We start from the raw sequence: 23378 nt of genomic DNA on the forward strand, positions 1-23378 counted from the left end.
GCCAGTGTCTAAAGAATATCCAGAGGTCGTTTGTGATTGTAAATTACCCGATGATTGCACACTTGAAGTCGAGATTGAATTTGGTCAACAAAAAGAAACTTATCGCCAAAATGGGATTAAAAAAGATTTTTTTCATATTATCGAATTTAAAGGTAAAAATAGTTTTCTAGCGGCAGAGCTTTCTGATTTTAATAATATTTTCAACATTGAAAAAAATCCTGAATCGTTTTTACCTGAAATCTCAGTGCCTTTTAAGGTAAAGACCTGTTCGAAGGTATGTGTCTCTAATAATCCTGAGTGCCCCATTGGAAATGTCTATGGTGATGTTGCCTATGACTTTGGGCAATCAACATCTTATAACAATAAAGTGGCACAAGTACCTCAAGGTGTAAAACCGATTGGGGAAGTCAAGAATACGTTTGTGGGTAAAGTCACGCCAGCTAAGGCATTAGATATTCCGTTAGTTTACACAAAACAATTTCGTCAATTTGGTGCAGAGGTGATGAATCCGTTTACGGTGTTGGCTGATTTATTCGTTGATTTATGGAATGATTTGGATGATGAATACGCCGTTAGTAGATTGAAGCATACCCAAGAATATCGATTATCGATTGCAGAATGTGGGCACAAACCGTTTGAGCCCAAAATGTATAATGCCTCAATCAACAATAATATTTTGTTAAATGCAGGGGCTTTCGTGTATCAAAAATTTGGTTCGAGGTCGGTTTTTGATACAAAGTTCTATTTAATTTTACAGCAAAAAACCAAAATTGATTTAACGATTGCGTTCAATGAAAAAACAACAGGTCAAAATGATGTTGCGAGAAAAAAATTAACTGCACAAAAGAACCAAGCGTTGGGCCATAACGGCTCAAAACCTCACAGTGGCTGGACAAAATCAGGTACAGAACTGACAACCTCAAGTATTAAATTTGAAGGCTCGATTTCAAAAATATTGGGAATGGACAGTAAAAAATGGAGTGCTGAACTGAAACATGAATACTCACAATTAAAAAAGAAAAAAGAGCTTTCTTTGCTTGAAAAAGTAAATAAAGGCGTCGATAGTTTTAATCGATTATTATCGACCGCTCCAGATAAAAGCCCAAGTAAGTACAAACAACAAGAATATGAATTGGCAAAATTTGAGCTTATTTATCCGACAATCAAAGTCAGTGGTAGCCGAGAAATTGCATTAACAAAAAATAATCAAGTCATGCCTAAATATGATGTGTATTTACGTGGCGACCCGTTTTTTGGTTTCAAATTCACATTTGACATGATACAGGCTTTCGCTGCTTATTTTGGTATCAACACTATTGTCACCGTTATTCGAGAAAGGGGGACACAGAGTGAAGGGAAGGTCAATAGAGGGGAAGATGGGGCATTTATTGGTGTCCAGCTTGATTTAACCTTTAACCTGTCTTTAAACTGCGGCGTAAAATATAAGACAGAGAGTGATGGCATTACAAAATTTGATGAAAAAAGTAGTGATGTCCACTTATCGTTCACAATGAGCTGTGTAACGAACATCCGCGGAGGCTTTCGTTATTATGGTATCTCAGGCTTTTTTAAAGCGGAAGCGAAAGTAACCGCAGTTGTAAAAGCGGCTTGGGTTCCAAATGGAAATGGTGAGATTGTTTTTTATCATGAGGGGATAAAGGCTTATGCGAGTGTTGAATATGGTGTAGGGATCGGAAAAAAAGAAACAGAAGAGAATAATGACGCTGGTAAATTTGGTCATTCAAAAAAGAATATCAAAGTCGAAGAATCAACCAAGCCACTAGATAAGGAGTGGATTATTCATGAACCGTTATCCAAAGAAAAATCAGAGTATCGTTGGTCTATTTTCTCACCATCTAACGAAAGCTATGGGGCATCAGAGATCTGGTAAGCGTCTTTCGTTGAAAAACGTATTGCATATAACGAGTATTATAATGGTATTAGGTTTTAGTGGAGTCAGTATGGCAAAAAATACAATGGATGAAATTTATTTGATTAATTTATCCTCTAATAATGCAGGCTGCGGTATAAAAATTAATGATATGCTTATTATGGATAATGAAAATGCTACTGAAGGGATGTATTCTGCAGGCCAAAATATATCGAGTATGCTAACCAATGAACTAAATACATTAAGTTTAATTATGTATAATGATTCTGTTCTAGCAGAAGAAGAAAAACTAACACCGGAAATGTGGTGTGAGGTGGAACTAAATAAGTTATCCGAAAATGGTAATAGCACATTTATATCAGGTATTAAATTAGCTGGAAATAACGATGGAAAAATAATTATTTCCGATAAATATAAACATAATATGGATCAAGTTTATTTCGGTGGCTCCAATAGAAAAAGTGAAGGAAGTATGCTAGAAGCAAAAAACCAATTTAATTTACAAGGGCTCCCCAAATGGCAATGGGAAAAAGCAACGCCTGTAACGGAATCCGATATTCCTAAGGTTCAAGCGTTTTATTTAGAGCTACAACAAGCCTTTGCTGATAAAAATCTCAACAAATTAAAAGCAATGGGTAAAATATCATGGGATGAGTTTGCTTATGCAGATAATAGTTCCCCTGATCTATTTTGGAACTCTCTAGAATTTAAAGAAATGCTAGATGAAGGATATAAGCCAGCTAAAATAGATTGGAGTCGCTATATATTCAGTACTTATGAAGATAAACGAATATTCCGGTATGAAATTGGTTTTAGCCGACTGTCACCAATAAAATTAGTTAGCCCTGAAGGTCGAACATTTCACTACAATCCCTATTTATCCATTATTGATGGAAAAGTCACGATTGTTCGATAAGGAATTAATTTATGCCAAACATTATTCTTATTGGTGATTCTGATACAGGCCATGGAAAACATGGCCCAACCCAAGTGATTACAGGTTCTCCAACAGTAAAAGTCGATGGTAAGGCGGTTGCTCGGCAAGGAGACGCATTAGCGCCTCACGGTGGGCATTCAAGAACTATCGTTGATGGTTCAAGTAGTGTATTTATTGATGGCAAGCCTGCGGCCAGAACAGGTGATACAGTAAGTTGCGGTGGCGTATTAATTGGTAATTCAACGGTAAAAATTGGTTAGAAAATACGATGTTCTGACGGATAATAATTGAGTTCGCTAGGATTGATGATAGTAAAGAAATTAGTGTTATATCAGATAGTCAATATTAACATTAAGTGGTTAATATAAGGATATTTAATGCGCAAGTTAGCGATAGGTTTAGTATTAGTGATGATTGTAATTTTTACTCTGTTAGTTAATTCTTACAATACAATCCAAAAAAATGATGAGTTAGTCTCTGCGGCAGCGTCAGAATTATTAAACCAATATCAGCGTCGATTTGATTTGATCCCTAATCTGGTCAGTACAGTTAAGGGATATTCAAGTCATGAAAGCAATGTGTTACAAGAAATTGTAAAGGCGAGAGCGTCTGTCGGGAAAATTAATGTGGATGGTCGCGTGTTTGATGATCCTGAAATTTCTGCGAGCTATCAAAAAGCTCAAGATAATTTAGGGCAATCTCTATCACGTCTGTTAGTCATTTCAGAAAATTACCCTGAATTGAAAGCAAACTCACTCTATCAAGACCTGATGGTACAGTTGGAGGGAGCTGAAAATCGTATTTCAGTTGCGAGAGGGCGGTATATAGAGGCGGTACGCCATTATAATACTCAAATTAGGCAATTCCCCTATAACTTAATTGCGGAATCTATGGGGTATGATAAAAAAATTAATTTTAACGTTGAGAATGGGCATGAAGTCAAAAGAACACCAACGGTGGATTTTAACTCATGATACGTAATATTTTATTTTTATTCTCCTTGCTTTTATTTAGTGCTATTGCGAGCGCATCAGTGAATAATACACCCCCATTAAAAATAGATAGGGTCATTGATCGTGCAAATTTATTAACGGCGCAGCAATTCAAAACGCTAAATAATTTATTGATTAATTTTGAAAATAATCGGAATGATGGTTCGCAATTTGTTGTTTATATTGTTCCGACTACTGGGAGTGAAAATATCGAAACTTTCGCAAATCGTGTTTTTAATCAATGGGGGATAGGTAAAAAGGGGCTTGATAATGGATTACTGCTTGTTGTGGCAATAAATGACCGCAGTGTTCGCTTTGAAGTCGGGTACGGCTATGAGGGGACATTTACCGATGTTCTTGCTGGGAGAATTATTCGAAAAAATATGTTGCCGTATTTTAGAGCAGAAAACTATTATACGGGTATTGAGCAAGGGATTATAAATGCCATTCATGTAGCTAATGATAGACCAATAAGCTCAACGAATTCTTTGACAGATCTTATTCCTCTTAAAATATTACAAACACATTTTATTTTAATTTATGTGATAATATTAGGGCTAATTTATTGTTTTCAGCTTGTATTTTCAACGAAAAAATTGAAAAGAAAAATTAATCAAGTGATAGCGCAGTCAGGTAAAAAAAAGAAAAATTCAGAAAAGCGAGGATATAAGATAGGTGCAAATCAGCTAAAACGGTTAAAAAATTATCTGAATTACTCATTCTATTTTCCAACATCATTTTCGCTGTATTTCCCTGTAGTGTTTTGTTCAGTCGTTGTCATTTTTTATACACAAATAATTCTTAATGGTATTGTTAACCCTTTTATCTTATTACTGATGGTGGTGTTATCATTATTCTTTAACCTTATTTCATTAACCGTGTTGTTTATTGGCATCAATATCTTATTTCCTATTTATCGACAGCAGAGAAAAGAATGGAAAGCGATTTGTGAGTTCAGTCGATTTGGTTCACCTTTTTATCAACCTTCATATTCAGTAAACACATCCCATAAACATGCTTCTAATTTTACTTCCAGTCACGATTTCAGTTCATCAAGCTCATCAAGCTCATCAAGCTCATCAAGCTCATCAAGCTCATCAAGTTCATCTAGCTCATCTAGCTCATCAAGTTCATCAAGCGGTGGGGGAGGCGGTTCTAGCGGTGGTGGCGGTGCTTCGGGGCATTGGTAAAGTCTCTACTAAAGTCTTGATTTAGGTTTATAAGTAAGCGTCCGGTGAATCTCACCTAGCTGGTCGTGTATTAAATATGTTGATTTGGTTAAATATAATGTTCTCTTTCAGTAAAAGTACCAATAATCTTGTCATGCATTTCAGTAAATTTTGAATACCTCCATTGATGAGGAAGGCACCGAATGACGAGTTTATACACCGTAACAAAGCATTCCAAGCAATTAGAAACCACGCCATTAATTGCGGAAAGTCATCACTACGATGCTCCATTGTAGCCTCAAAACTGGTATTTTTAGATACGGTCAATAAACAGCGTTGTGTGATAACTCACCACAGCGTAATAGCCAACTCACTAATACAATACCTTTATTTATCATGCTACTAGTGTATGTTTGAAGTAATTAGTTGCATAGTTTGTTTCTATGTATATTAGAATTTACAGGGCTTATCGTAGTTTGGTTTGCTCATCTTGGGAATGTCGTTTATTTTTAAGAAAAAGCGCTTTCAAAGTATATGTATAGACACGGTAACGTTATCCCTCTAGAAACCGAAGAAAAGTTATCCGTGTCTCTGAATTATTGGTCGACCATAGGCTCAAGCAGGCATTATTTTAGCTGTACAGCTACCTAAAAGGGCTTCTCTAAATCTATTTAGTGTACTTGGCTACTCCACCTTAGTGACGCAAAAACCAACACCAAACCCGAAATAGTTAGTACTAAACCTAAGTGTTGGCTCCAACCAGCGACCATTAGACCGATGGCGAGTCCGATGTAGTAAAATAAACCTAAAATTGCCCCGGCAGTGCCTTTTCGGTCGCTATAACGGTTTAATGCATGGGCAAGTATGTTCGGAATCGCAATCCCGTAACCAATAACGACACCAATAACCGGTAAAACAAACCAAATAGAATCCATTAGAGCAAAAACTAAGCAGCCACTAACTAAAGAAATGATACTCGATAGCTTAACAAGTTGTTCAGATGTGTGTTTTTTAGCCAATAAATAGCGATTTGATATCGAACCTAAACCGACCCCAAGCGCTAATAATATCCCTGTTAATCCAAACTGTTGTTGAGTGAGCATTAATTGTTCAAAACTGAAAGGTGCCAGCTGATAATAGCTAAATAAATTAATGTTGAAAAATGCTATTAAGATCACATTTCTAATAATTTCTTTATCCGCAATCATGCGTAAAAATGTCTCAATGAATGAGATTTGTATCACGTTTTCAGGCCTGGTCTCAGGTAAACGACAGGCGGACCAGAGAAAAAGCACCGCTGCTAAAATCGCTAAGCCGATAAAAACGGTACGATAGCCGCCAAAATTGACTAACCCAGCACCAGATAACATCCCCAAAGCGGGGCTAATTGCTAAAGCAACTCCCATAATAGAAAAAACTTTCGCTAATTCATGGCCTTGGTAGCTATCGCGCATGGCAGTTTGTGTGCCAATTGAACCTACGGCAGCGCCAAATGCTGACAACATTCTCATTAATAATAATAAATAAAAATGTGTGACAAATAACGCGCCAACAGAGGCAATACCATAAATCAATAAACCCGCCAAAATAGTCGGGCGGCGCCCTAAGGTGTCACACATACGCCCCCAAAACACCACGCCTAATGCAAAAGCAAAGAAATAAAGCGACAGTGTTTGTGAAGCTTGTTCCGCATTTACTGAGAAAGCACTGGCGATATCAGTGAGAGCGGGGCTGTATATGGTTTCCACAATTTGAGGAAACATCATTAAGGCAACAGCAAGCCATAATGAGAGAGGATGTTTCATACTTTTTCCTGCCAATCTACTAAAAATAAAGGGGCTAATCGGATACAACTATTTAATAGCAGGCAGTTTAGTGTTATTTTTATTGTCTTATTACAATAACAAAGACTATAAATATCAAAAAAGAGACATTATGGCTTGGTTAAATCAAACAGATGAATTTCAAACTCACTGGTACCACGCCCCAGTATTGGGAATTGCAGCAAAAATGGGGCAGCATGACTCAGGTTTTCATAGACATGAAATGGGACAGCTTTTGTTTACACAACAAGGGTGTATACGAATTTCACTGGAAAATCGCCTGTCTTTGCTCCCCCCTGGTAGAATGGCTTGGATCCCTCCATTTGTTCTTCATCGGGCGCAAATGAGGGCATCAGTGGGGTATCGTTCGGTTTATTTATCAGAAGAATATGCCAAAAAAATCGGGAACGATGTGGTTATTTTAAATATTTCCCCATTATTAAGGGAAGTACTAGAACGTATTGCTATTGCTCCGTTTGATAGTGATTGGCAGCAGGGGCGTTTGGCCAACTTATTACCGGTATTTATCGATGAATTACAGAGTGCTGCTTTAGAACCAACACTGTTAGCACTACCGCAAGATAGGCGCTTTAAAGGGGTTGATATTGAACAACTACCACCGAATTTAAACCAATTAGCGCAAACTATCGGTGCGAGTGAGAAGACGATTACACGGATTTTTTTTAAGGAAACAGGAATGAGTTATCAAGCATGGCGCCAACAATGGCGTTATATTAAAGCCATTGAATTACTCGCACAAGAAAAGCCATATCATTATATTACTCAAGAACTTGGCTTAACAAGTGATAGCGCGTTTATTAGTTTTTTCCGTAAAATGAGTGGAATGACCCCAAGGGAATATCAACAGCAGTAAGCTAAATGACTTTGGTAAACAAACATGAAAAAGCCCCGAAAATTCGAGGCCTTAGCATATGTAGGGGTTCAGATTTAATTAAATATTATTTTTTTGATAATTCAGAGTTGAATTCACGTTTGTCATAGCCAGTATATAGCTGGCGAGGACGTGCAATTTTCAGGCCGTCATCGTGCATTTCATTCCAATGTGCAATCCAGCCAATGGTACGTGCAATAGCAAAAATAACAGTAAACATTGAAGATGGAATACCCATTGCTTTCAAGATGATACCCGAATAGAAGTCAACGTTCGGGTACAGTTTTTTCTCAATAAAATACGGGTCGTTTAATGCGATACGTTCCAGCTCCATAGCGACTTCCAGCAAGCTGTCATTCAAGCCAAGTTCATTTAGAACTTCATGGCAAGTTTCACGCATTACGGTTGCACGTGGGTCATGGTTTTTATAAACACGGTGACCGAAGCCCATTAAGCGGAAAGAGTCATTTTTGTCTTTAGCGCGCTCGATAAATGCAGGGATGTGCTCAACAGTTTGGATTTCTTCCAACATACGTAAGCAAGCTTCGTTAGCTCCACCGTGAGCAGGCCCCCACAGTGAAGCGATACCCGCTGCGATACAAGCAAATGGGTTTGCGCCAGATGAACCCGCAGTACGAACTGTCGATGTTGAGGCGTTTTGTTCATGGTCAGCGTGCAGAATCAAAATACGATCCATTGCGCGTTCTAAAACAGGATTAACTGTGTATTCTTCACATGGTGTAGAGAACATCATGTGCAAGAAATTACCCGCGTATGACAGATCATTACGTGGATAAACAAAAGGTTGGCCAATTGAATATTTGTAACACATCGCTGCAACTGTTGGCATTTTTGATAGCAGACGATAAGCCGTAATTTCACGGTGGCGTGGGTTATTCACGTCTAATGCATCGTGATAGAAAGCCGCTAGTGCGCCTGTAACACCACATAATACAGCCATTGGGTGTGAGTCACGGCGGAAACCATTAAGCATGCGAGTAATTTGCTCATGGATCATGGTGTGGCGAGTCACCGTATTTTTAAATACGTCATATTGTTCTTGAGTCGGTGCTTCACCGTATAGCAGGATATAACAAACTTCGAGATAAGAGGCTTCAGTAGCGAGTTGATCGATAGGGAAACCACGGTGTAACAGAATGCCTTGCTCACCATCGATATAGGTGATTTTTGATTCACAGGATGCAGTAGAAGTAAAACCAGGGTCGTAGGTAAAGAACCCTTTAGAACCTAAAGTTCGGACATCGATAACGTCTTGACCAATCGTTGGGCTTAAAATATCTAGGTCAATATCACCCTTACTACCAGTCGTTAGCTTAGCTTTGTTATCAGCCATTACGGTCTCCTTAGCGCTTGATAATCGACACCCAACAACCCAGAAGCCCAGCGTTATACTGCGTCTTCGTGCATTGTTCTACCGGTATGCTTTGGAAATCAGCTAGCTATCACATAAAACCTGAAATCTGAGACCGATGACAATGTAGTTAGGTTGTTTATGAGTGTGTAGATGTTATGTTCTTTTTGTTGTTTTCCCTACAATATCATTATTTGTGGTAAGAGGAACAACTTTCATAACTTTTGTTATTAATACCCATCATAGTTCAAATTGAAGAGTACTTAACATTGCAACATTCACGTTTTTTTCTTTTACGATGAAGTGTCAACAGCACCGTTAAGATAATTCTGCCAGTCCTATATGTAAGATAAATGTTGAATCATTGTCAAATAACATAAGCACATTTATACAAAATGTTTAAATCGTGATCCTTCTCACTGTTCGGGCTAAATGTCTCCAAACATTTTGTGTGGGAATTGTAATGGCATTGTGAAGACTTTATACTAGCGGCAGGTCTCCGGATTACCCTGTAGTAGGAGTTCCCAGCGTGATCAGTATGCAACTTTATTTAAACATGATGGATTAGAGTTTGTGTTAAGTTGCATTTTGTACCCCCTGTCGCTGTCTGATTTCCACCCCAGGTCCGGAGGATGGAAAATAATAAAGAGCTGTGTGGGCAAAATTGTGAAAAAACAAAGACCTGTCAACCTTGATTTGCAGACGATTCACTTCCCGATCACTGCAATATCTTCGATCTTGCACCGTGTCTCTGGCGTCATTACTCTCATCGCAGTTGGTATTCTGCTTTGGTTGTTAGGGACATCTCTCTCCTCTCCAGAAGGTTTTCAATACGCGTCTGAAATAATGACTGGCTTTTTTGCTAAGTTCATTCTTTGGGGCATCTTGACGGCTTTGGCTTACCACATCTGTGGTGGTATTCGTCATATGCTAATGGATTTCGGTTGTGTTGATGAAACGCTTGCTGCTGGTAACTCATCTGCAAAAATTACATTTGTCATTACCGTGATTTTAGCAATTCTGGCGGGGGTTTTAGTATGGTAAGTAATGCTTCAGCTTTAGGCCGTACTGGTATCCAGGACTGGCTATTAATCCGTGGTTCTGCGATTGTCATCGCGCTCTATGTACTCTACATTGTTGGTTTTGTTGCTATTAATGACATTACCTATGACGTCTGGCGTGGTTTTTTCGCCTCTTCTGTGACGAAAGTATTCACTATCCTCACGTTGTTCTCGATTCTTGTCCATGCGTGGATTGGCATGTGGCAAGTGCTGACTGACTACGTTAAGCCTTTAGCAATTCGTTTAGTGTTGCAACTGGCTATCGTTGTAGGTCTGTTGGCTTATTTAATTTACGGAACAATTGTTGTGTGGGGTGCATAAATGAATCTGCCAATCAGAGAGTTTGACGCTATCGTTATCGGTGCTGGTGGCGCAGGTATGCGTGCTGCACTGCAAATTTCACAGTTGGGCCTGTCATGTGCTCTGCTGTCAAAAGTCTTTCCAACCCGTTCTCATACTGTTTCAGCGCAAGGCGGTATTACTGTTGCGTTAGGTAATACTCACCCTGATAACTGGGAATGGCACATGTACGATACCGTGAAAGGTTCCGACTACATCGGTGACCAAGACGCTATTGAATACATGTGTAAAACAGGGCCAGAGGCTATCCTTGAATTAGAGCATATGGGGTTGCCATTCTCTCGCCTTGATGACGGAAGTATTTATCAACGTCCATTTGGTGGTCAGTCTAAAAACTTCGGTGGTGAGCAAGCTGCACGTACTGCGGCTGCGGCTGACCGTACTGGCCACGCACTGTTACATACCTTGTATCAGCAGAACTTAAAAAACCACACAACCATTTTTTCAGAATGGTATGCCCTTGATTTAGTTAAAAACCAAGATGGCGATATTGTAGGTTGTACTGCAATTTGTATGGAAACAGGCGAATTAGTTTATTTCAAAGCGAAAGCAACTATTTTAGCAACCGGTGGTGCAGGGCGTATTTACCAATCAACCACTAACGCACACATCAATACAGGTGATGGTGTGGGGATGGCTGCTCGTGCAGGTGTTCCACTACAAGATATGGAAATGTGGCAATTCCACCCAACGGGTATCGCAGGTGCGGGTGTTCTCGTTACTGAAGGCTGCCGTGGTGAAGGTGGTTACTTGCTGAACAAAGACGGTGAGCGTTTCATGGAACGTTATGCGCCGAATGCGAAAGACCTTGCGGGGCGTGACGTTGTTGCGCGTTCTATCATGATTGAAATTCGTGAAGGTCGTGGTTGCGATGGCCCATGGGGTCCACATGCTAAACTGAAATTGGATCACTTAGGAAAAGAAGTTCTGGAATCTCGTTTACCGGGTATTCTTGAGTTATCTCGTACCTTTGCTCACGTTGACCCAATCAAAGAGCCAATCCCAGTAATTCCTACTTGCCACTACATGATGGGCGGTATTCCGACTAAAGTTACAGGCCAAGCCATTCGTTATAACGAAAAAGGTGAAGATGAAGTCATTCCTGGCTTGTTTGCAGTCGGCGAAATTGCCTGTGTATCAGTACACGGCGCTAACCGATTAGGCGGTAACTCACTCCTCGACTTAGTGGTATTTGGTCGTTCAGCGGGTCTGCATTTGAAAGAGTCCATCATGGAACAAGGTTCAATGCGTGATGCGTCTGAATCTGATATCGATGCAGCGATGACTCGTTTTAACCGTTGGGAAGGTGCACGTACTGGTGAAGACCCAACTGAAATCCGTAAAGCACTGCAAACCTGTATGCAGCATAACTTCTCGGTATTCCGTGAAGGTGATGCCATGGCGAAAGGTTTAGAAGAGCTGAAAGTGATTCGTGAGCGCCTGCAAAATGCACGTCTTGATGATACCTCGACTGAGTTTAATACTCAGCGTATCGAATGTTTAGAACTGGATAACCTGATGGAAACGGCTTATGCAACGGCACAAGCTGCAAACTTCCGTACAGAAAGCCGTGGTGCGCATAGCCGCTTTGACTACCCAGAGCGAGATGATGCGAATTGGTTATGTCACTCATTATATTTACCGCAATCTGAAACGATGACGCGTCGTGAAGTCAACATGCAGCCAAAACTGCGTGAAGCCTTCCCACCGAAAATTCGTACCTACTAATGCGTGGTGTTAATCCAGTTGCGGAGAAATAAACTATGAAATTACAATTTTCGATTTATCGCTACAATCCTGATGTGGACAACGCACCACGTATGCAAGATTACACGCTAGAAGTTCCTGAAGGGCGTGACATGATGTTGCTGGATGCGTTAATCCAAATTAAAGAGCAAGACCCAACATTATCCTTCCGTCGTTCTTGTCGTGAAGGGGTATGTGGTTCTGATGGTCTGAACATGAACGGTAAAAACGGGTTGGCATGTATTACGCCATTATCCGCGTTAATCCGTGGTGGGAAGAAAATTGTCATTCGTCCATTACCAGGTCTGCCTGTTGTACGTGACCTGATTATCGATATGACACAATTCTATACCCAATATGAAAAAATTCGTCCATATCTTATTAATGATAATAAGAACCCACCGGCGCGTGAGAATTTACAAACTCCTGCACAACGTGAAAAACTCGATGGTTTATATGAGTGTATTTTGTGTGCATGTTGTTCGACTTCTTGCCCATCTTTCTGGTGGAATCCGGACAAGTTTATCGGGCCTGCAGGCTTGCTGGCGGCGTATCGCTTCTTAATTGATAGCCGTGATACAGAAACCGATTCGCGATTAGATGATCTGAACGACGCTTTTAGTGTCTTCCGCTGTCATAGCATCATGAATTGTGTCAATGTATGCCCTAAAGGACTAAATCCAACGAAAGCTATCGGTCATATTAAATCTATGTTACTAAAACATAGTGCTTAATGATGCATATTTAACCCGCAGTGCTCAGGTGCTGTGGGTTAAAATGAAATAGCACAAAATAAAAACATAAGTTAAAAGAAACGCGTAAAGTAAAAACAATGACATGATTTAAATGCGCGGAAGCTCACAAAAGCGCGAAAACGAAATACCAACAAAGAGCGTCAGAAAGTAACATTGTCACCCATAAAAAGTAGTACTTATTAAAACGTTGTCATTACAAAAGCGTAAAAAAGTGAAAGCAAAGAAAGTAACAGCAAAAAGTAGAAAAAATAGCCAACTGCAAAAAAAGATGAAGACGACAGCCCAAGCATAGGGGCCTTTAAAAACCGCAGCCAGTTTTTAAAGGTTCCTTAAAAGGGAAACCCTTACTGATAAAGGGCCTCCCAAAGAGAGAACATGCATAAAGCACGTCCAAGAGAACCTTTATCGAGGTCGCTTAAATGCGGCGATTAGTTAACCACGGCGAAAACTAAAGCTTTAAAAGCTTAAGGGATCACAATGCAGAACGGCGTAATGAAGGACTGGCTGGATTCAAGCTTTCTGGCAGGCGCGAACCAGACTTATATAGAACAGCTCTATGAAGATTATCTGACTGACCCTAACTCTGTCGATGCCGAGTGGAAAGCAATTTTTGATCAACTACCTGGTGCGGCATTAGGTACTAGCGGTGAACAATTCCACTCCCAAGCGCGCGATTACTTCCGTCGCTTAGCAAAAGACTCTACACGTTATCACACCTCTGTTAGCGATCCAGCTATCGACGCAAAACAAGTCAAAGTTTTGCAATTAATCAATGCGTTCCGCTTCCGCGGGCACCAAAATGCGAATCTTGACCCGTTAGGTCTTTGGAAACGTGAATCTGTTCCAGATTTAGACCCCGCATTCCACAACCTGACGAAAGAAGACTTCAACGAAACCTTCAATGTGGGTTCATTTGCTATTGGCAAAGAAACCATGAAGCTGAGTGAGCTATATGAGCACCTGAAACGTATTTATTGCGGTTCTATCGGTGCTGAATATATGCATATCACAAATACAGAAGAAAAACGTTGGATTCAGCAGCGTCTTGAATCTGTAGACGTATCTAAAATTTTCTCAGTAGAAGAGAAAAAACGCTTCTTAGCAGAATTAACGGCAGCTGAAGGGCTTGAGCGTTACATTGGGGCTAAATTCCCAGGTGCCAAGCGTTTCTCATTGGAAGGTGGTGATTCACTAATCCCAATGCTGAAAGATTTAATCCACCACGCAGGCAAGCAAGATACCCGTGAAGTTGTTTTGGGTATGGCTCACCGTGGTCGTTTAAACGTTCTAGTTAATATCTTAGGTAAAAAACCTGGCGAATTATTTGATGAGTTCGCGGGCAAACATAAAGATCACTCTAGTGCGGGTGATGTTAAGTATCACCAAGGTTTCTCCTCTGATTTTGAAACCGCAGGTTCTCGTGTTCACTTAGCATTAGCATTTAACCCATCTCACCTTGAGATTGTTAGCCCTGTGGTTATTGGTTCAGTACGTGCTCGTCGTGACCGTCTGGATGAAGGCCGCAGCAATATGGTTCTGCCAATTACCATTCATGGTGACTCAGCAGTAACTGGCCAAGGCGTTGTGCAAGAAACATTAAATATGTCTCAAGCACGTGGTTATGAAGTTGGCGGTACTGTACGTATCGTAATTAATAACCAAATTGGTTTCACTACTTCAAATCCAAAAGATACACGTTCAACCGAATACTGTACTGACATCGTTAAAATGGTGCAGGCGCCAATTTTCCACGTGAATGCAGATGACCCTGAAGCAGTGGCATTTGTAACACGTTTGGCACTGGATTTCCGTAACACGTTCAAACGCGATGTTATGATTGATTTAGTATGCTATCGCCGTCATGGGCATAACGAAGCGGATGAGCCAAGTGCAACTCAGCCAGTGATGTATCAAAAAATCAAACAGCACCCAACACCACGTAAAATTTATGCAGACCGTTTAATTGCAGAAAATGTGTTAAGTGCTAATGATGTCACTGAAATGGTTAATCTGTATCGTGATGCGTTAGATGCGGGTAACTGTGTGGTTGAAGAATACCGTGAAATGGGTCTGAACTCATACACATGGGCTCCATATTTAAACCATGAATGGGATGCATCATACAAATCAACCGTTGATATTAAACGCCTAACTGAACTGGCAACTAAAGTCAGTACTATTCCAGAAGGCGTGGTTGCGCAATCTCGTGTTGAGAAAATCTATGCAGACCGTGCCGAAATGGCAAAAGGTGAAAAACTTCTCGACTGGGGCGCCGCTGAAACTTTAGCGTACGCAACATTGGTTGATGAAGGTGTTCCTGTACGTTTATCGGGTGAAGATGCGGGCCGTGGTACATTCTTCCATCGCCATGCAGTTATTCACAATCAAACGAATGGTTCAGTTTACGTCCCACTGCAGAATATCCATAACGGGCAAGGTGTTTTTAATGTTTGGGACTCTGTTCTGACTGAAAACGCCGTATTAGCATTCGAATATGGTTATGCAACGACAGAACCACGCGCATTGACTATTTGGGAAGCACAATTCGGTGACTTCGCTAACTGTGCGCAAGTGGTTATCGACCAATTCATTAGCTCTGGTGAGCAAAAATGGGGTCGTATGTGTGGTCTGGTAATGCTACTGCCTCATGGTTATGAAGGTCAGGGGCCAGAGCACTCATCTGCACGTTTAGAACGTTACCTGCAACTGTGTGCTGACCAAAACATGCAAGTGTGTGTGCCATCAACACCAGCTCAGGTTTATCACATGTTACGTCGCCAAGCCTTACGTGGCATGCGCCGTCCTCTGATTGTGATGTCACCAAAATCTCTGCTGCGTCACCCGTTAGCGGTTTCTAGCATGGAAGAATTGGCTAATGGTACATTTGAGCCAGTTATCGGTGAAATCGATGAAATCAATCCGAAAAATGTGAAACGCGTCGTTCTGTGTTCAGGGAAAGTCTATTACGATCTGTTAGAACAGCGTCGTAAAAATGAACAAACAGACGTTGCTATCGTGCGTATCGAACAGCTATATCCGTTCCCACACGAAGATATACAAAAAGCGTTGGCGCAATTTACTGATGTAAAAGACTTTGTATGGTGTCAAGAAGAGCCATTAAACCAAGGTGCTTGGTATTGCAGTCAACATAATTTCCGTGAAGCTATCCCAGCTGGGGCAACTTTACGTTATGCAGGTCGAGCTGCTTCTTCATCTCCAGCAGTTGGCTATACGTCCGTACACCAGGAACAACAAAAAGCCCTGGTTAATGACGCTTTGAACATTGAATAATTAAAGGATAGAAAATGAGTAGCGTAGAAATTCTTGTTCCCGATCTTCCTGAGTCCGTTGCAGATGCTACGGTTGCCACATGGCATAAAAAACCAGGTGACAGTGTTCAGCGTGATGAAGTACTGGTTGAGATCGAAACAGATAAAGTCGTTTTAGAAGTTCCTGCAAGCGAAGCGGGTGTATTAGAAGCTATCGTTGAAGATGAAGGTGCAACAGTATTGTCTAAGCAGTTACTGGGTCGCATTCGTTTAGGCGATAGCACTGGCATTCCAGCTGAAGTGAAAGAAGCACAAGAGTCAACACCTGCACAACGTCAAACTGCAAGTTTAGAAACAGAAAGCAACGATGCGCTGACACCAGCTATTCGTCGTTTAATTGCAGAGCACGATTTAAACCCTGCGGATATCAAAGGGACTGGCGTTGGCGGTCGTTTAACTCGTGAAGATGTTGAAAAACATTTAGCGGCAAATAAATCTGCGACACCTGCGGCGAAAGCACCAGAAGCGCCACAAGCGCCATTAGCGCACCGTAGTGAAAAACGTGTTCCAATGACTCGTTTACGTAAACGTATCGCAGAGCGCCTGTTAGAAGCGAAAAATACGACTGCAATGCTGACGACGTTTAACGAAGTCAACATGCAACCAATCAAAGACTTACGTAAACAATATGGCGAAGTATTCGAAAAACGTCATGGTGTCCGTTTAGGCTTTATGTCTTTCTATGTTAAAGCTGCGGTTGAAGCACTGAAACGCTACCCAGAAGTGAATGCTTCTATTGATGGCGATGATGTGGTTTACCATAACTATTTCGATATCAGTATTGCTGTATCAACACCACGTGGTCTGGTAACGCCAGTGCTGCGTGATGTCGATGCAATGAGCATGGCTGATATCGAGAAGAAAATTAAAGAACTGGCTGTCAAAGGTCGTGACGGTAAATTAACTGTCGAAGACTTAAGTGGTGGTAACTTCACTATCACTAACGGTGGCGTATTCGGTTCTCTGATGTCTACACCTATCATTAACCCACCACAGAGCGCGATTTTAGGCATGCATGCGATTAAAGACCGCCCTATGGCTGTAAATGGTAAGGTAGAAATTCTTCCTATGATGTATTTAGCACTGTCTTATGACCACCGTTTAATCGATGGTAGTGAGTCAGTTGGCTTCTTAGTCGCTATCAAAGATATGCTGGAAGACCCAACTCGTTTACTGCTGGACGTATAGCAACATAACAGGGCAGGGTACAACTTGCCCGGTCTGAAGTAACCGATGCAACCCGTTCGCGGGTTGCTAAATCAGTAACAATTGCAGGAGGCGAATAAACGCCTCTTCAGACTCAATTATGGATAGAACATCATGAATTTACACGAGTACCAGGCAAAACAGTTGTTTGCACGTTATGGGATGCCTGCACCGACAGGTTATGCCTGTTCATCAGTTGCTGAAACCGTCGATGCAGCTAAAAAAATTGGTAACGGCCCATGGGTAATTAAATGCCAAGTTCACGCTGGTGGACGTGGTAAAGCGGGTGGCGTGAAAGTCACTAGCGATATCAATGAAGTTAAAGCGTTTGCAGAACACTGGTTAGGTAAAAACTTAGTTACCTATCAAACAGATGCTAATGGCCAACCAGTAAACCAAATTTTAGTTGAAACTGCGACTGACATTGATAAAGAACTCTATTTAGGTGCTGTTGTTGACCGTAGCACTCGCCGCGTTGTGTTCATGGCTTCTACCGAAGGTGGCGTGGAAATTGAGAAAGTCGCAGAAGAGACCCCAGAGTTAATTCACAAAGCGATTATCGACCCATTGACTGGCCCAATGCCTTTCCAAGGTCGTGAGTTAGCATTCAAATTAGGTCTAACTGGCAAACAAGTTAGCCAATTTGCGAAAATTTTCATGGGTCTAGCAACATTATTCCTAGAACGTGATTTAGCATTAGCTGAAATCAACCCACTGGTTATCAGCACTGCGGGTGATTTAGTTTGCTTAGATGGTAAATTAGGTATCGATAGCAACGCGTTATATCGCCAACCTGAAATCCGTGAACTGCGTGATGAATCACAAGAAGATGCGCGTGAAGCACAAGCAGCTCAGTGGGAACTGAACTATGTTGCATTAGACGGCAACATCGGTTGTATGGTTAACGGTGCAGGCCTTGCAATGGGTACGATGGACATCGTTAAATTACACGGCGGCGCACCAGCTAACTTCTTAGATGTTGGCGGCGGCGCGACAAAAGAGCGTGTAACTGAAGCATTTAAAATCATTCTTTCTGATGAAAACGTGAAAGCGGTTTTTGTTAACATCTTTGGTGGTATCGTTCGTTGCGACCTGATTGCAGACGGCATCATTGGTGCAGTTGAAGAAGTTGGCGTAAATGTACCGGTAGTTGTGCGTTTAGAAGGTAACAATGCAGAGTTAGGTGCTAAAAAACTGGCAGATAGCGGCTTGAACATCATCGCTGCAAATAGCCTGACAGATGCAGCTAAGAAAGCAGTAGCAGCAGCGGAGGCTAAATAATGTCTATTTTAATCGATAAAAACACTAAAGTAATTTGCCAAGGTTTCACTGGTGGTCAAGGTACATTCCACTCAGAACAAGCGATTGCTTATGGCACGCAAATGGTCGGTGGTGTGACTCCAGGTAAAGGTGGCACTGTTCACTTAGGTCTACCTGTATTTAACACTGTTCGTGAAGCTGTAGAAGCAACGGGCGCAACAGCCTCTGTTATCTATGTTCCAGCACCATTTTGTAAAGATTCTATTTTAGAAGCTATCGATGCAGGCATTAAACTGATCATCACCATCACTGAAGGTATCCCAACGTTGGATATGCTGACAGTGAAAGTGAAATTAGACGAAGCAGGCGTTCGTATGATTGGGCCTAATTGCCCAGGTGTTATCACTCCGGGTGAATGTAAGATTGGTATCCAACCTGGTCATATCCATATGCCAGGTAAAGTCGGTATCGTTTCACGTTCAGGTACGTTGACTTACGAAGCTGTTAAACAAACAACAGATGCAGGCTTAGGTCAATCGACTTGCGTAGGTATTGGTGGTGACCCAATCCCAGGTTCAAACTTCATTGATATCCTGAAATTATTCCAAGCGGATCCGCAAACTGAAGCTATCGTCATGATCGGTGAAATCGGTGGTAACGCAGAAGAAGAAGCGGCGGCTTATATTAAAGAGCACGTCACTAAACCTGTTGTCGGTTACATCGCAGGTGTAACTGCGCCAAAAGGCAAACGTATGGGGCACGCAGGTGCAATCATCGCTGGCGGTAAAGGCACAGCTGATGAGAAATTTGCTGCATTAGAAGCGGCTGGTGTGAAAACCGTTCGTAGCCTTGCAGACATCGGTGATGCAGTAAAATCATTACTGAACAAATAAGTGATTCGCTAGGCAACTAGCAAGAGTAAGAGACGAAAGCCCGTGCTCATGTGAGCGCGGGTTTTTTTATGGTTTACAAAAACATTTCAAACAAATTTTATGTGGTTATGCGGTTTTCTGAAAAGAGTGTCTATACTTAAAAATGCGTATTACAGGCTTATATGAAGGAAAATTGATAATGAGGGGCAATTAGACGAGTAGGGGAGGCGCTAATCGCATTTTGTGCAAAAAATAGCAAAATTGCGGCATGTCAATTTTATAATATTGACGGCAATTCAATTAAACCAATATAACCGTTTAGTTGATAAAAACGGCTATATTAATAAAATTCATAATAAGTTTAAAATAAGATACTATTACAAATTAAATATTCTTTTTTCGAGGCTTTAATTCAATGATTATATTTTTTGTTAATCTTTGGAAAAATTAAGAACATTTGTATCATTATCAATAACAGCATTTTAACAAGTAAATAACCATTAATTGACTGACAGGTATATCAATTAACAACAGGAAAAAAATTGACGTAAATCAATTCATTGCCTCTGGCTTTATTTGTTCAAATTGCTTAAATTGGTGCTCGATCAAATACTCGGTTTTCTATTAAAGGGTATAATTATTGATGTAAATTCAGAATTCAAATCTGAGTCACGTAAAAGAAGTTTATTGTGTGTGAAGATAGGCGTACTATTATTATAGTAACGTTTGTTCTTTTAATTTTGTTAATTATTTGTTGTTTTGAGGCATTTTTTGCTGGTAGTTAAGAGGCTTTCTAAGTATTTAAAACTGGAAGCTGGGTTGCCGCAAGTCGGTGTCTTCCTGCTAGGAGCAAGGAGTCAAGATGTTTGATATTGTCGAACTGTCACGATTACAGTTTGCCTTAACTGCGATGTATCACTTCCTGTTCGTACCATTAACGCTAGGTATGGCGTTTTTGCTTGCGATCATGGAAACGGTATATGTACTGTCAGGCAAACAAATTTATAAAGATATGACTAAGTTCTGGGGTAAGTTATTCGGTATTAACTTTGCTCTGGGTGTTGCAACGGGTTTGACCATGGAGTTCCAATTCGGTACTAACTGGTCTTACTACGCTCACTACGTTGGAGATATCTTCGGTGCACCTCTTGCAATCGAAGGTTTGATGGCGTTCTTCTTAGAATCTACCTTTGTTGGTTTATTCTTCTTTGGTTGGGATCGTTTAAGCAAAAAACAACACCTTGCTGTAACATGGTTAGTTGCTTTAGGTTCTAACTTCTCTGCTTTGTGGATTTTGGTCGCGAACGGTTGGATGCAAAACCCAATCGCTGCTGATTTCAACTTTGAAACCATGCGTATGGAAATGGTTAGCTTCTCTGAGCTAGTCTTGAACCCAGTCGCACAAGTTAAATTCGTCCACACAGTTGCTGCAGGTTATTGTACCGGTGCAATGTTTATCTTAGGTATTAGCTCTTACTACCTGCTTAAAGGTCGTGATGTTGCTTTTGCTAAGCGTTCTTTTGCAATTGCGGCAAGTTTTGGTATTGCAGCGGTTCTATCTGTTATCGTTCTTGGTGATGAATCAGGTTACGAAATGGGTGACGTACAAAAAACGAAACTTGCAGCCGTTGAAGCTGAGTGGGAAACTCATGCTCCTCCAGCCGCGTTTAACTTAATCGCTTGGCCAGATACCGAGAAACAAGAAAATAAATTTGCTATCTCGATTCCTTGGGCGATGGGTATCATTGCAACCCGTTCTGTCGACACACCTGTTTTAGGCTTGAAAGACCTAATGAAACAACACGAAGTTCGCATTCGTAACGGTATGATTGCATACGGTCAGTTACAAGAACTTCTTGCAGGTAATAAAGATCCTGAACTGCGTGCGGCATTCGAAGCAAGCAAAAAAGATCTTGGATATGGTCTTCTGTTAAAACAATATGCACCAAATGTTGTTGATGCAACTGAAGCTCAAATCCAAAAAGCAGTGAAAGATAGTATTCCTAACGTTGGGCCTCTGTTCTGGGCATTCCGTATCATGGTTGGTGTTGGCTTCCTGTTACTGTTGATTATTGGCTGGGCATTCCTGTCAGTAGTTCGTAACCGTATTGGTCAAAATAAACTATTGCTGCGTATTGCACTACTCGGTATTCCATTACCATGGATTGCAATTGAATCGGGTTGGTTCGTTGCTGAATATGGTCGTCAGCCATGGGCAATTGGTGAAGTGTTACCGGTTTCGGTTGCACACTCCAACTTGACAACCCATGACCTGATCTTCTCTATGGTATTGATCTGTGGTCTGTACACACTGTTCTTAATTGCTGAAATGTTCTTAATGTTCAAATTCGCTCGTAAAGGGCCAAGTAGCCTGAAAACCGGTCGTTACCACTTTGAACAGAAAAACACTTCTGCACACGACGTTCAGTAAATAGGAGTCCACTTATGTTTGATTATGAAGTTCTTCGATTTGTGTGGTGGATCCTTATCGGTGTATTACTGATTGGGTTTGCTGTCACAGATGGCTTTGACATGGGCGTTGGCTTCTTATTACCTATCTTAGGTAAAACAGATACTGAACGCCGTATCATGATTAACGCAGTTGCACCGCACTGGGATGGTAACCAAGTTTGGTTAATCACCGCGGGTGGTGCTATGTTCGCTGCATGGCCACAAGTTTATGCTGCGGCATTCTCCGGCTTCTATGTCGCTATGATTTTGGTATTAGCAGCACTGTTCTTCCGTCCGGTTGGTTTCGACTACCGTTCAAAACTGGAGAACCCAAAATGGCGTAATATGTGGGACTGGGGCCTGTTTATTGGTGGTTTCGTTCCACCATTAGTTATCGGTGTTGCGTTTGGTAACCTGTTATTAGGTGTTCCACTACAAATTGATAACCAGCAGTACCTGACTTATACAGGTAACCTGTTTGGTCTGCTAAATCCATATGGTCTGTTAGCGGGTGTTGTCGGCTTAATGATGATTGTGACGCAAGGTGCAACTTATTTGCAAATGCGTACCACGGGTGAACTGTACCTACGTGTTCGTAAAGCGACTTATATCTGTGCATTAGTTACTTTAGTTGCTTTCGCAGGCGCAGGTGTTTGGTTAGTAATGGGTATTGATGGTTATGTTGTTACTTCAACTATCGATACATTGAGTGTTTCTAACCCACTAAACAAGACAGTCGCAGTTGAATCAGGTGCTTGGTTGACTAATTTCAACACTTACCCAATTCTGTGGGCGTTGCCTGCTCTGGGTGTAGCACTACCGTTAATCACAATGCTGTTTAGTAAAGCAGACAAAAATGGTTGGGCGTTTGTGAGTTCTTCATTAACTATCGCTTGTATCATTTTAACCTGTGGTGTAGCAATGTTCCCATTCATCATGCCTTCAAGCATCATGCCAAACGCAAGTTTGACCATGTGGGATGCAACATCTAGCTTGTTCACACTGCAAGTGATGACTGTTGTTGCTATTATCTTTGTTCCAATCGTACTGGCATACACCGCATGGTGTTACTATAAAATGTTCGGTCGTTTGGACAAAAACTTCATCGAAGGCAACAAGCACTCACTGTATTAAGGAGCATAACTATGTGGTATTTCGCCTGGATCCTCGGCACGCTGTTAGCTTGTAGTTTTGCAGTGATTGCAGCATTAGCATTAGAGCACTCAGAAGACTCTAAAACAGCTAAAGATGGTGAGTAATAA

19 protein-coding genes and 1 pseudogene are annotated in these 23378 nt (G+C 41.1%); 18 read left to right on the forward strand and 2 right to left on the reverse strand.

Translation table 11 applies throughout. The features are described from left to right. The first annotated feature begins 4 nt into the window (after positions 1-4). The 6 genes and pseudogenes from PR834_RS19375 to PR834_RS19400 form a co-directional block, all read left to right on the forward strand. Positions 5-1891, forward strand: coding sequence for a hypothetical protein (locus tag PR834_RS19375; protein ID WP_164560949.1), 1887 nt, complete (start codon positions 5-7; stop codon positions 1889-1891). 70 nt (positions 1892-1961) lie between these two features. Beyond that, the gene (locus tag PR834_RS19380; protein WP_232062945.1) at positions 1962-2807 is read left to right on the forward strand and encodes a hypothetical protein; all 846 of its coding nucleotides are present in this window, start codon (positions 1962-1964) and stop codon (positions 2805-2807) included. An 11-nt stretch (positions 2808-2818) separates the two neighbouring features. Beyond that, positions 2819-3088, forward strand: coding sequence for a type VI secretion system PAAR protein (locus PR834_RS19385; RefSeq protein WP_112307263.1), 270 nt, complete (start codon positions 2819-2821; stop codon positions 3086-3088). A 117-nt stretch (positions 3089-3205) separates the two neighbouring features. Continuing rightward, positions 3206-3802 (forward strand): LemA family protein, encoded by a 597-nt coding sequence (locus tag PR834_RS19390; protein ID WP_262961165.1) that lies wholly within the window; start codon positions 3206-3208, stop codon positions 3800-3802. Then, a complete protein-coding gene (locus PR834_RS19395; RefSeq protein ID WP_272525702.1) occupies positions 3799-5010 on the forward strand; it encodes a TPM domain-containing protein in 1212 nt (403 codons plus the stop codon). The genes PR834_RS19390 and PR834_RS19395 overlap by 4 nt, the downstream gene beginning before the upstream one ends. Before the next feature lie 182 nt (positions 5011-5192). Continuing rightward, positions 5193-5397 (forward strand): annotated as a pseudogene (locus tag PR834_RS19400) (hypothetical protein); the annotation flags it as partial. 263 nt (positions 5398-5660) lie between these two features. Here PR834_RS19400 and PR834_RS19405 read toward each other — a convergent pair. Continuing rightward, entirely contained in the window at positions 5661-6794 is a 1134-nt protein-coding gene (locus tag PR834_RS19405) for a multidrug effflux MFS transporter (RefSeq protein WP_262961167.1), read from the reverse strand. Between the two features lie 130 nt (positions 6795-6924). Between PR834_RS19405 and PR834_RS19410 the strand changes: the two genes are divergently transcribed. Further along, a complete protein-coding gene (locus PR834_RS19410) occupies positions 6925-7686 on the forward strand; it encodes an AraC family transcriptional regulator (RefSeq protein WP_198633546.1) in 762 nt (253 codons plus the stop codon). 85 nt (positions 7687-7771) lie between these two features. On the opposite strand, the gene PR834_RS19415 is transcribed toward PR834_RS19410, so the two are convergent. After that, positions 7772-9058: a citrate synthase gene (locus PR834_RS19415; RefSeq protein ID WP_004256842.1), complete on the reverse strand. Its 1287-nt coding sequence runs from the start codon at positions 9056-9058 to the stop codon at positions 7772-7774. A 672-nt stretch (positions 9059-9730) separates the two neighbouring features. On the opposite strand from PR834_RS19415, the gene sdhC reads away from it, so the two are divergent. From sdhC to cydX, 11 genes are all read left to right on the forward strand, one after another. Beyond that, a complete protein-coding gene (sdhC, locus tag PR834_RS19420; RefSeq protein ID WP_004256840.1) occupies positions 9731-10120 on the forward strand; it encodes a succinate dehydrogenase cytochrome b556 subunit in 390 nt (129 codons plus the stop codon). Continuing rightward, complete coding sequence (gene sdhD, locus PR834_RS19425; protein WP_004256832.1) at positions 10114-10458, forward strand: succinate dehydrogenase membrane anchor subunit; 345 nt, start codon at positions 10114-10116, stop codon at positions 10456-10458. The genes sdhC and sdhD overlap by 7 nt, the downstream gene beginning before the upstream one ends. Continuing rightward, positions 10459-12225: a succinate dehydrogenase flavoprotein subunit gene (gene sdhA, locus PR834_RS19430; RefSeq protein ID WP_004256829.1), complete on the forward strand. Its 1767-nt coding sequence runs from the start codon at positions 10459-10461 to the stop codon at positions 12223-12225. It begins immediately after the preceding gene. 35 nt (positions 12226-12260) lie between these two features. Continuing rightward, the gene (locus PR834_RS19435; protein WP_004256824.1) at positions 12261-12977 is read left to right on the forward strand and encodes a succinate dehydrogenase iron-sulfur subunit; all 717 of its coding nucleotides are present in this window, start codon (positions 12261-12263) and stop codon (positions 12975-12977) included. Positions 12978-13475: 498 nt separating this feature from the next. Then, positions 13476-16289: a 2-oxoglutarate dehydrogenase E1 component gene (sucA, locus tag PR834_RS19440; RefSeq protein ID WP_004256820.1), complete on the forward strand. Its 2814-nt coding sequence runs from the start codon at positions 13476-13478 to the stop codon at positions 16287-16289. A gap of 14 nt (positions 16290-16303) precedes the next feature. Continuing rightward, the gene (odhB, locus tag PR834_RS19445; protein ID WP_004256815.1) at positions 16304-17515 is read left to right on the forward strand and encodes a 2-oxoglutarate dehydrogenase complex dihydrolipoyllysine-residue succinyltransferase; all 1212 of its coding nucleotides are present in this window, start codon (positions 16304-16306) and stop codon (positions 17513-17515) included. A gap of 132 nt (positions 17516-17647) precedes the next feature. Beyond that, entirely contained in the window at positions 17648-18814 is a 1167-nt protein-coding gene (gene sucC / locus PR834_RS19450; protein ID WP_004256812.1) for an ADP-forming succinate--CoA ligase subunit beta, read from the forward strand. Then, positions 18814-19686, forward strand: a complete 873-nt coding sequence (gene sucD / locus PR834_RS19455) for a succinate--CoA ligase subunit alpha (protein ID WP_004256808.1) — start codon at positions 18814-18816, stop codon at positions 19684-19686. The genes sucC and sucD overlap by 1 nt, the downstream gene beginning before the upstream one ends. 841 nt (positions 19687-20527) lie before the next feature. Next, positions 20528-22096 carry a cytochrome ubiquinol oxidase subunit I gene (gene cydA, locus PR834_RS19460; protein ID WP_004256799.1) on the forward strand — a complete coding sequence of 523 codons (1569 nt, stop codon included), beginning with the start codon at positions 20528-20530 and terminating at the stop codon, positions 22094-22096. A gap of 14 nt (positions 22097-22110) precedes the next feature. Further along, positions 22111-23250: a cytochrome d ubiquinol oxidase subunit II gene (gene cydB, locus PR834_RS19465; RefSeq protein ID WP_004256794.1), complete on the forward strand. Its 1140-nt coding sequence runs from the start codon at positions 22111-22113 to the stop codon at positions 23248-23250. 11 nt (positions 23251-23261) lie between these two features. Continuing rightward, positions 23262-23375 (forward strand): cytochrome bd-I oxidase subunit CydX, encoded by a 114-nt coding sequence (cydX, locus tag PR834_RS19470; protein ID WP_004256792.1) that lies wholly within the window; start codon positions 23262-23264, stop codon positions 23373-23375. Positions 23376-23378 lie beyond the last annotated feature (3 nt).

Origin of the sequence: Providencia sp. PROV182 (genome assembly GCF_028480325.1) — a bacterium.
In the GTDB taxonomy this organism is placed as follows: domain Bacteria; phylum Pseudomonadota; class Gammaproteobacteria; order Enterobacterales; family Enterobacteriaceae; genus Providencia; species Providencia hangzhouensis.

Excerpts from the sequence above, each read along its gene's own strand:
- PR834_RS19380 (WP_232062945.1), top strand. The coding sequence starts at position 1,962 with ATGGCAAAAAATACAATGGATGAAATTTATTTGATTAATTTATCCTCT.
- PR834_RS19385 (WP_112307263.1), top strand. The coding sequence starts at position 2,819 with ATGCCAAACATTATTCTTATTGGTGATTCTGATACAGGCCATGGAAAA.
- PR834_RS19390 (WP_262961165.1), top strand. The coding sequence starts at position 3,206 with ATGCGCAAGTTAGCGATAGGTTTAGTATTAGTGATGATTGTAATTTTT.
- PR834_RS19395 (WP_272525702.1), top strand. The coding sequence starts at position 3,799 with ATGATACGTAATATTTTATTTTTATTCTCCTTGCTTTTATTTAGTGCT.
- PR834_RS19405 (WP_262961167.1), bottom strand. The coding sequence starts at position 6,794 with ATGAAACATCCTCTCTCATTATGGCTTGCTGTTGCCTTAATGATGTTT.
- PR834_RS19410 (WP_198633546.1), top strand. The coding sequence starts at position 6,925 with ATGGCTTGGTTAAATCAAACAGATGAATTTCAAACTCACTGGTACCAC.
- PR834_RS19415 (WP_004256842.1), bottom strand. The coding sequence starts at position 9,058 with ATGGCTGATAACAAAGCTAAGCTAACGACTGGTAGTAAGGGTGATATT.
- sdhD (WP_004256832.1), top strand. The coding sequence starts at position 10,114 with ATGGTAAGTAATGCTTCAGCTTTAGGCCGTACTGGTATCCAGGACTGG.
- sdhA (WP_004256829.1), top strand. The coding sequence starts at position 10,459 with ATGAATCTGCCAATCAGAGAGTTTGACGCTATCGTTATCGGTGCTGGT.
- PR834_RS19435 (WP_004256824.1), top strand. The coding sequence starts at position 12,261 with ATGAAATTACAATTTTCGATTTATCGCTACAATCCTGATGTGGACAAC.
- sucA (WP_004256820.1), top strand. The coding sequence starts at position 13,476 with ATGCAGAACGGCGTAATGAAGGACTGGCTGGATTCAAGCTTTCTGGCA.
- odhB (WP_004256815.1), top strand. The coding sequence starts at position 16,304 with ATGAGTAGCGTAGAAATTCTTGTTCCCGATCTTCCTGAGTCCGTTGCA.
- sucC (WP_004256812.1), top strand. The coding sequence starts at position 17,648 with ATGAATTTACACGAGTACCAGGCAAAACAGTTGTTTGCACGTTATGGG.
- sucD (WP_004256808.1), top strand. The coding sequence starts at position 18,814 with ATGTCTATTTTAATCGATAAAAACACTAAAGTAATTTGCCAAGGTTTC.
- cydA (WP_004256799.1), top strand. The coding sequence starts at position 20,528 with ATGTTTGATATTGTCGAACTGTCACGATTACAGTTTGCCTTAACTGCG.
- cydB (WP_004256794.1), top strand. The coding sequence starts at position 22,111 with ATGTTTGATTATGAAGTTCTTCGATTTGTGTGGTGGATCCTTATCGGT.
- cydX (WP_004256792.1), top strand. The coding sequence starts at position 23,262 with ATGTGGTATTTCGCCTGGATCCTCGGCACGCTGTTAGCTTGTAGTTTT.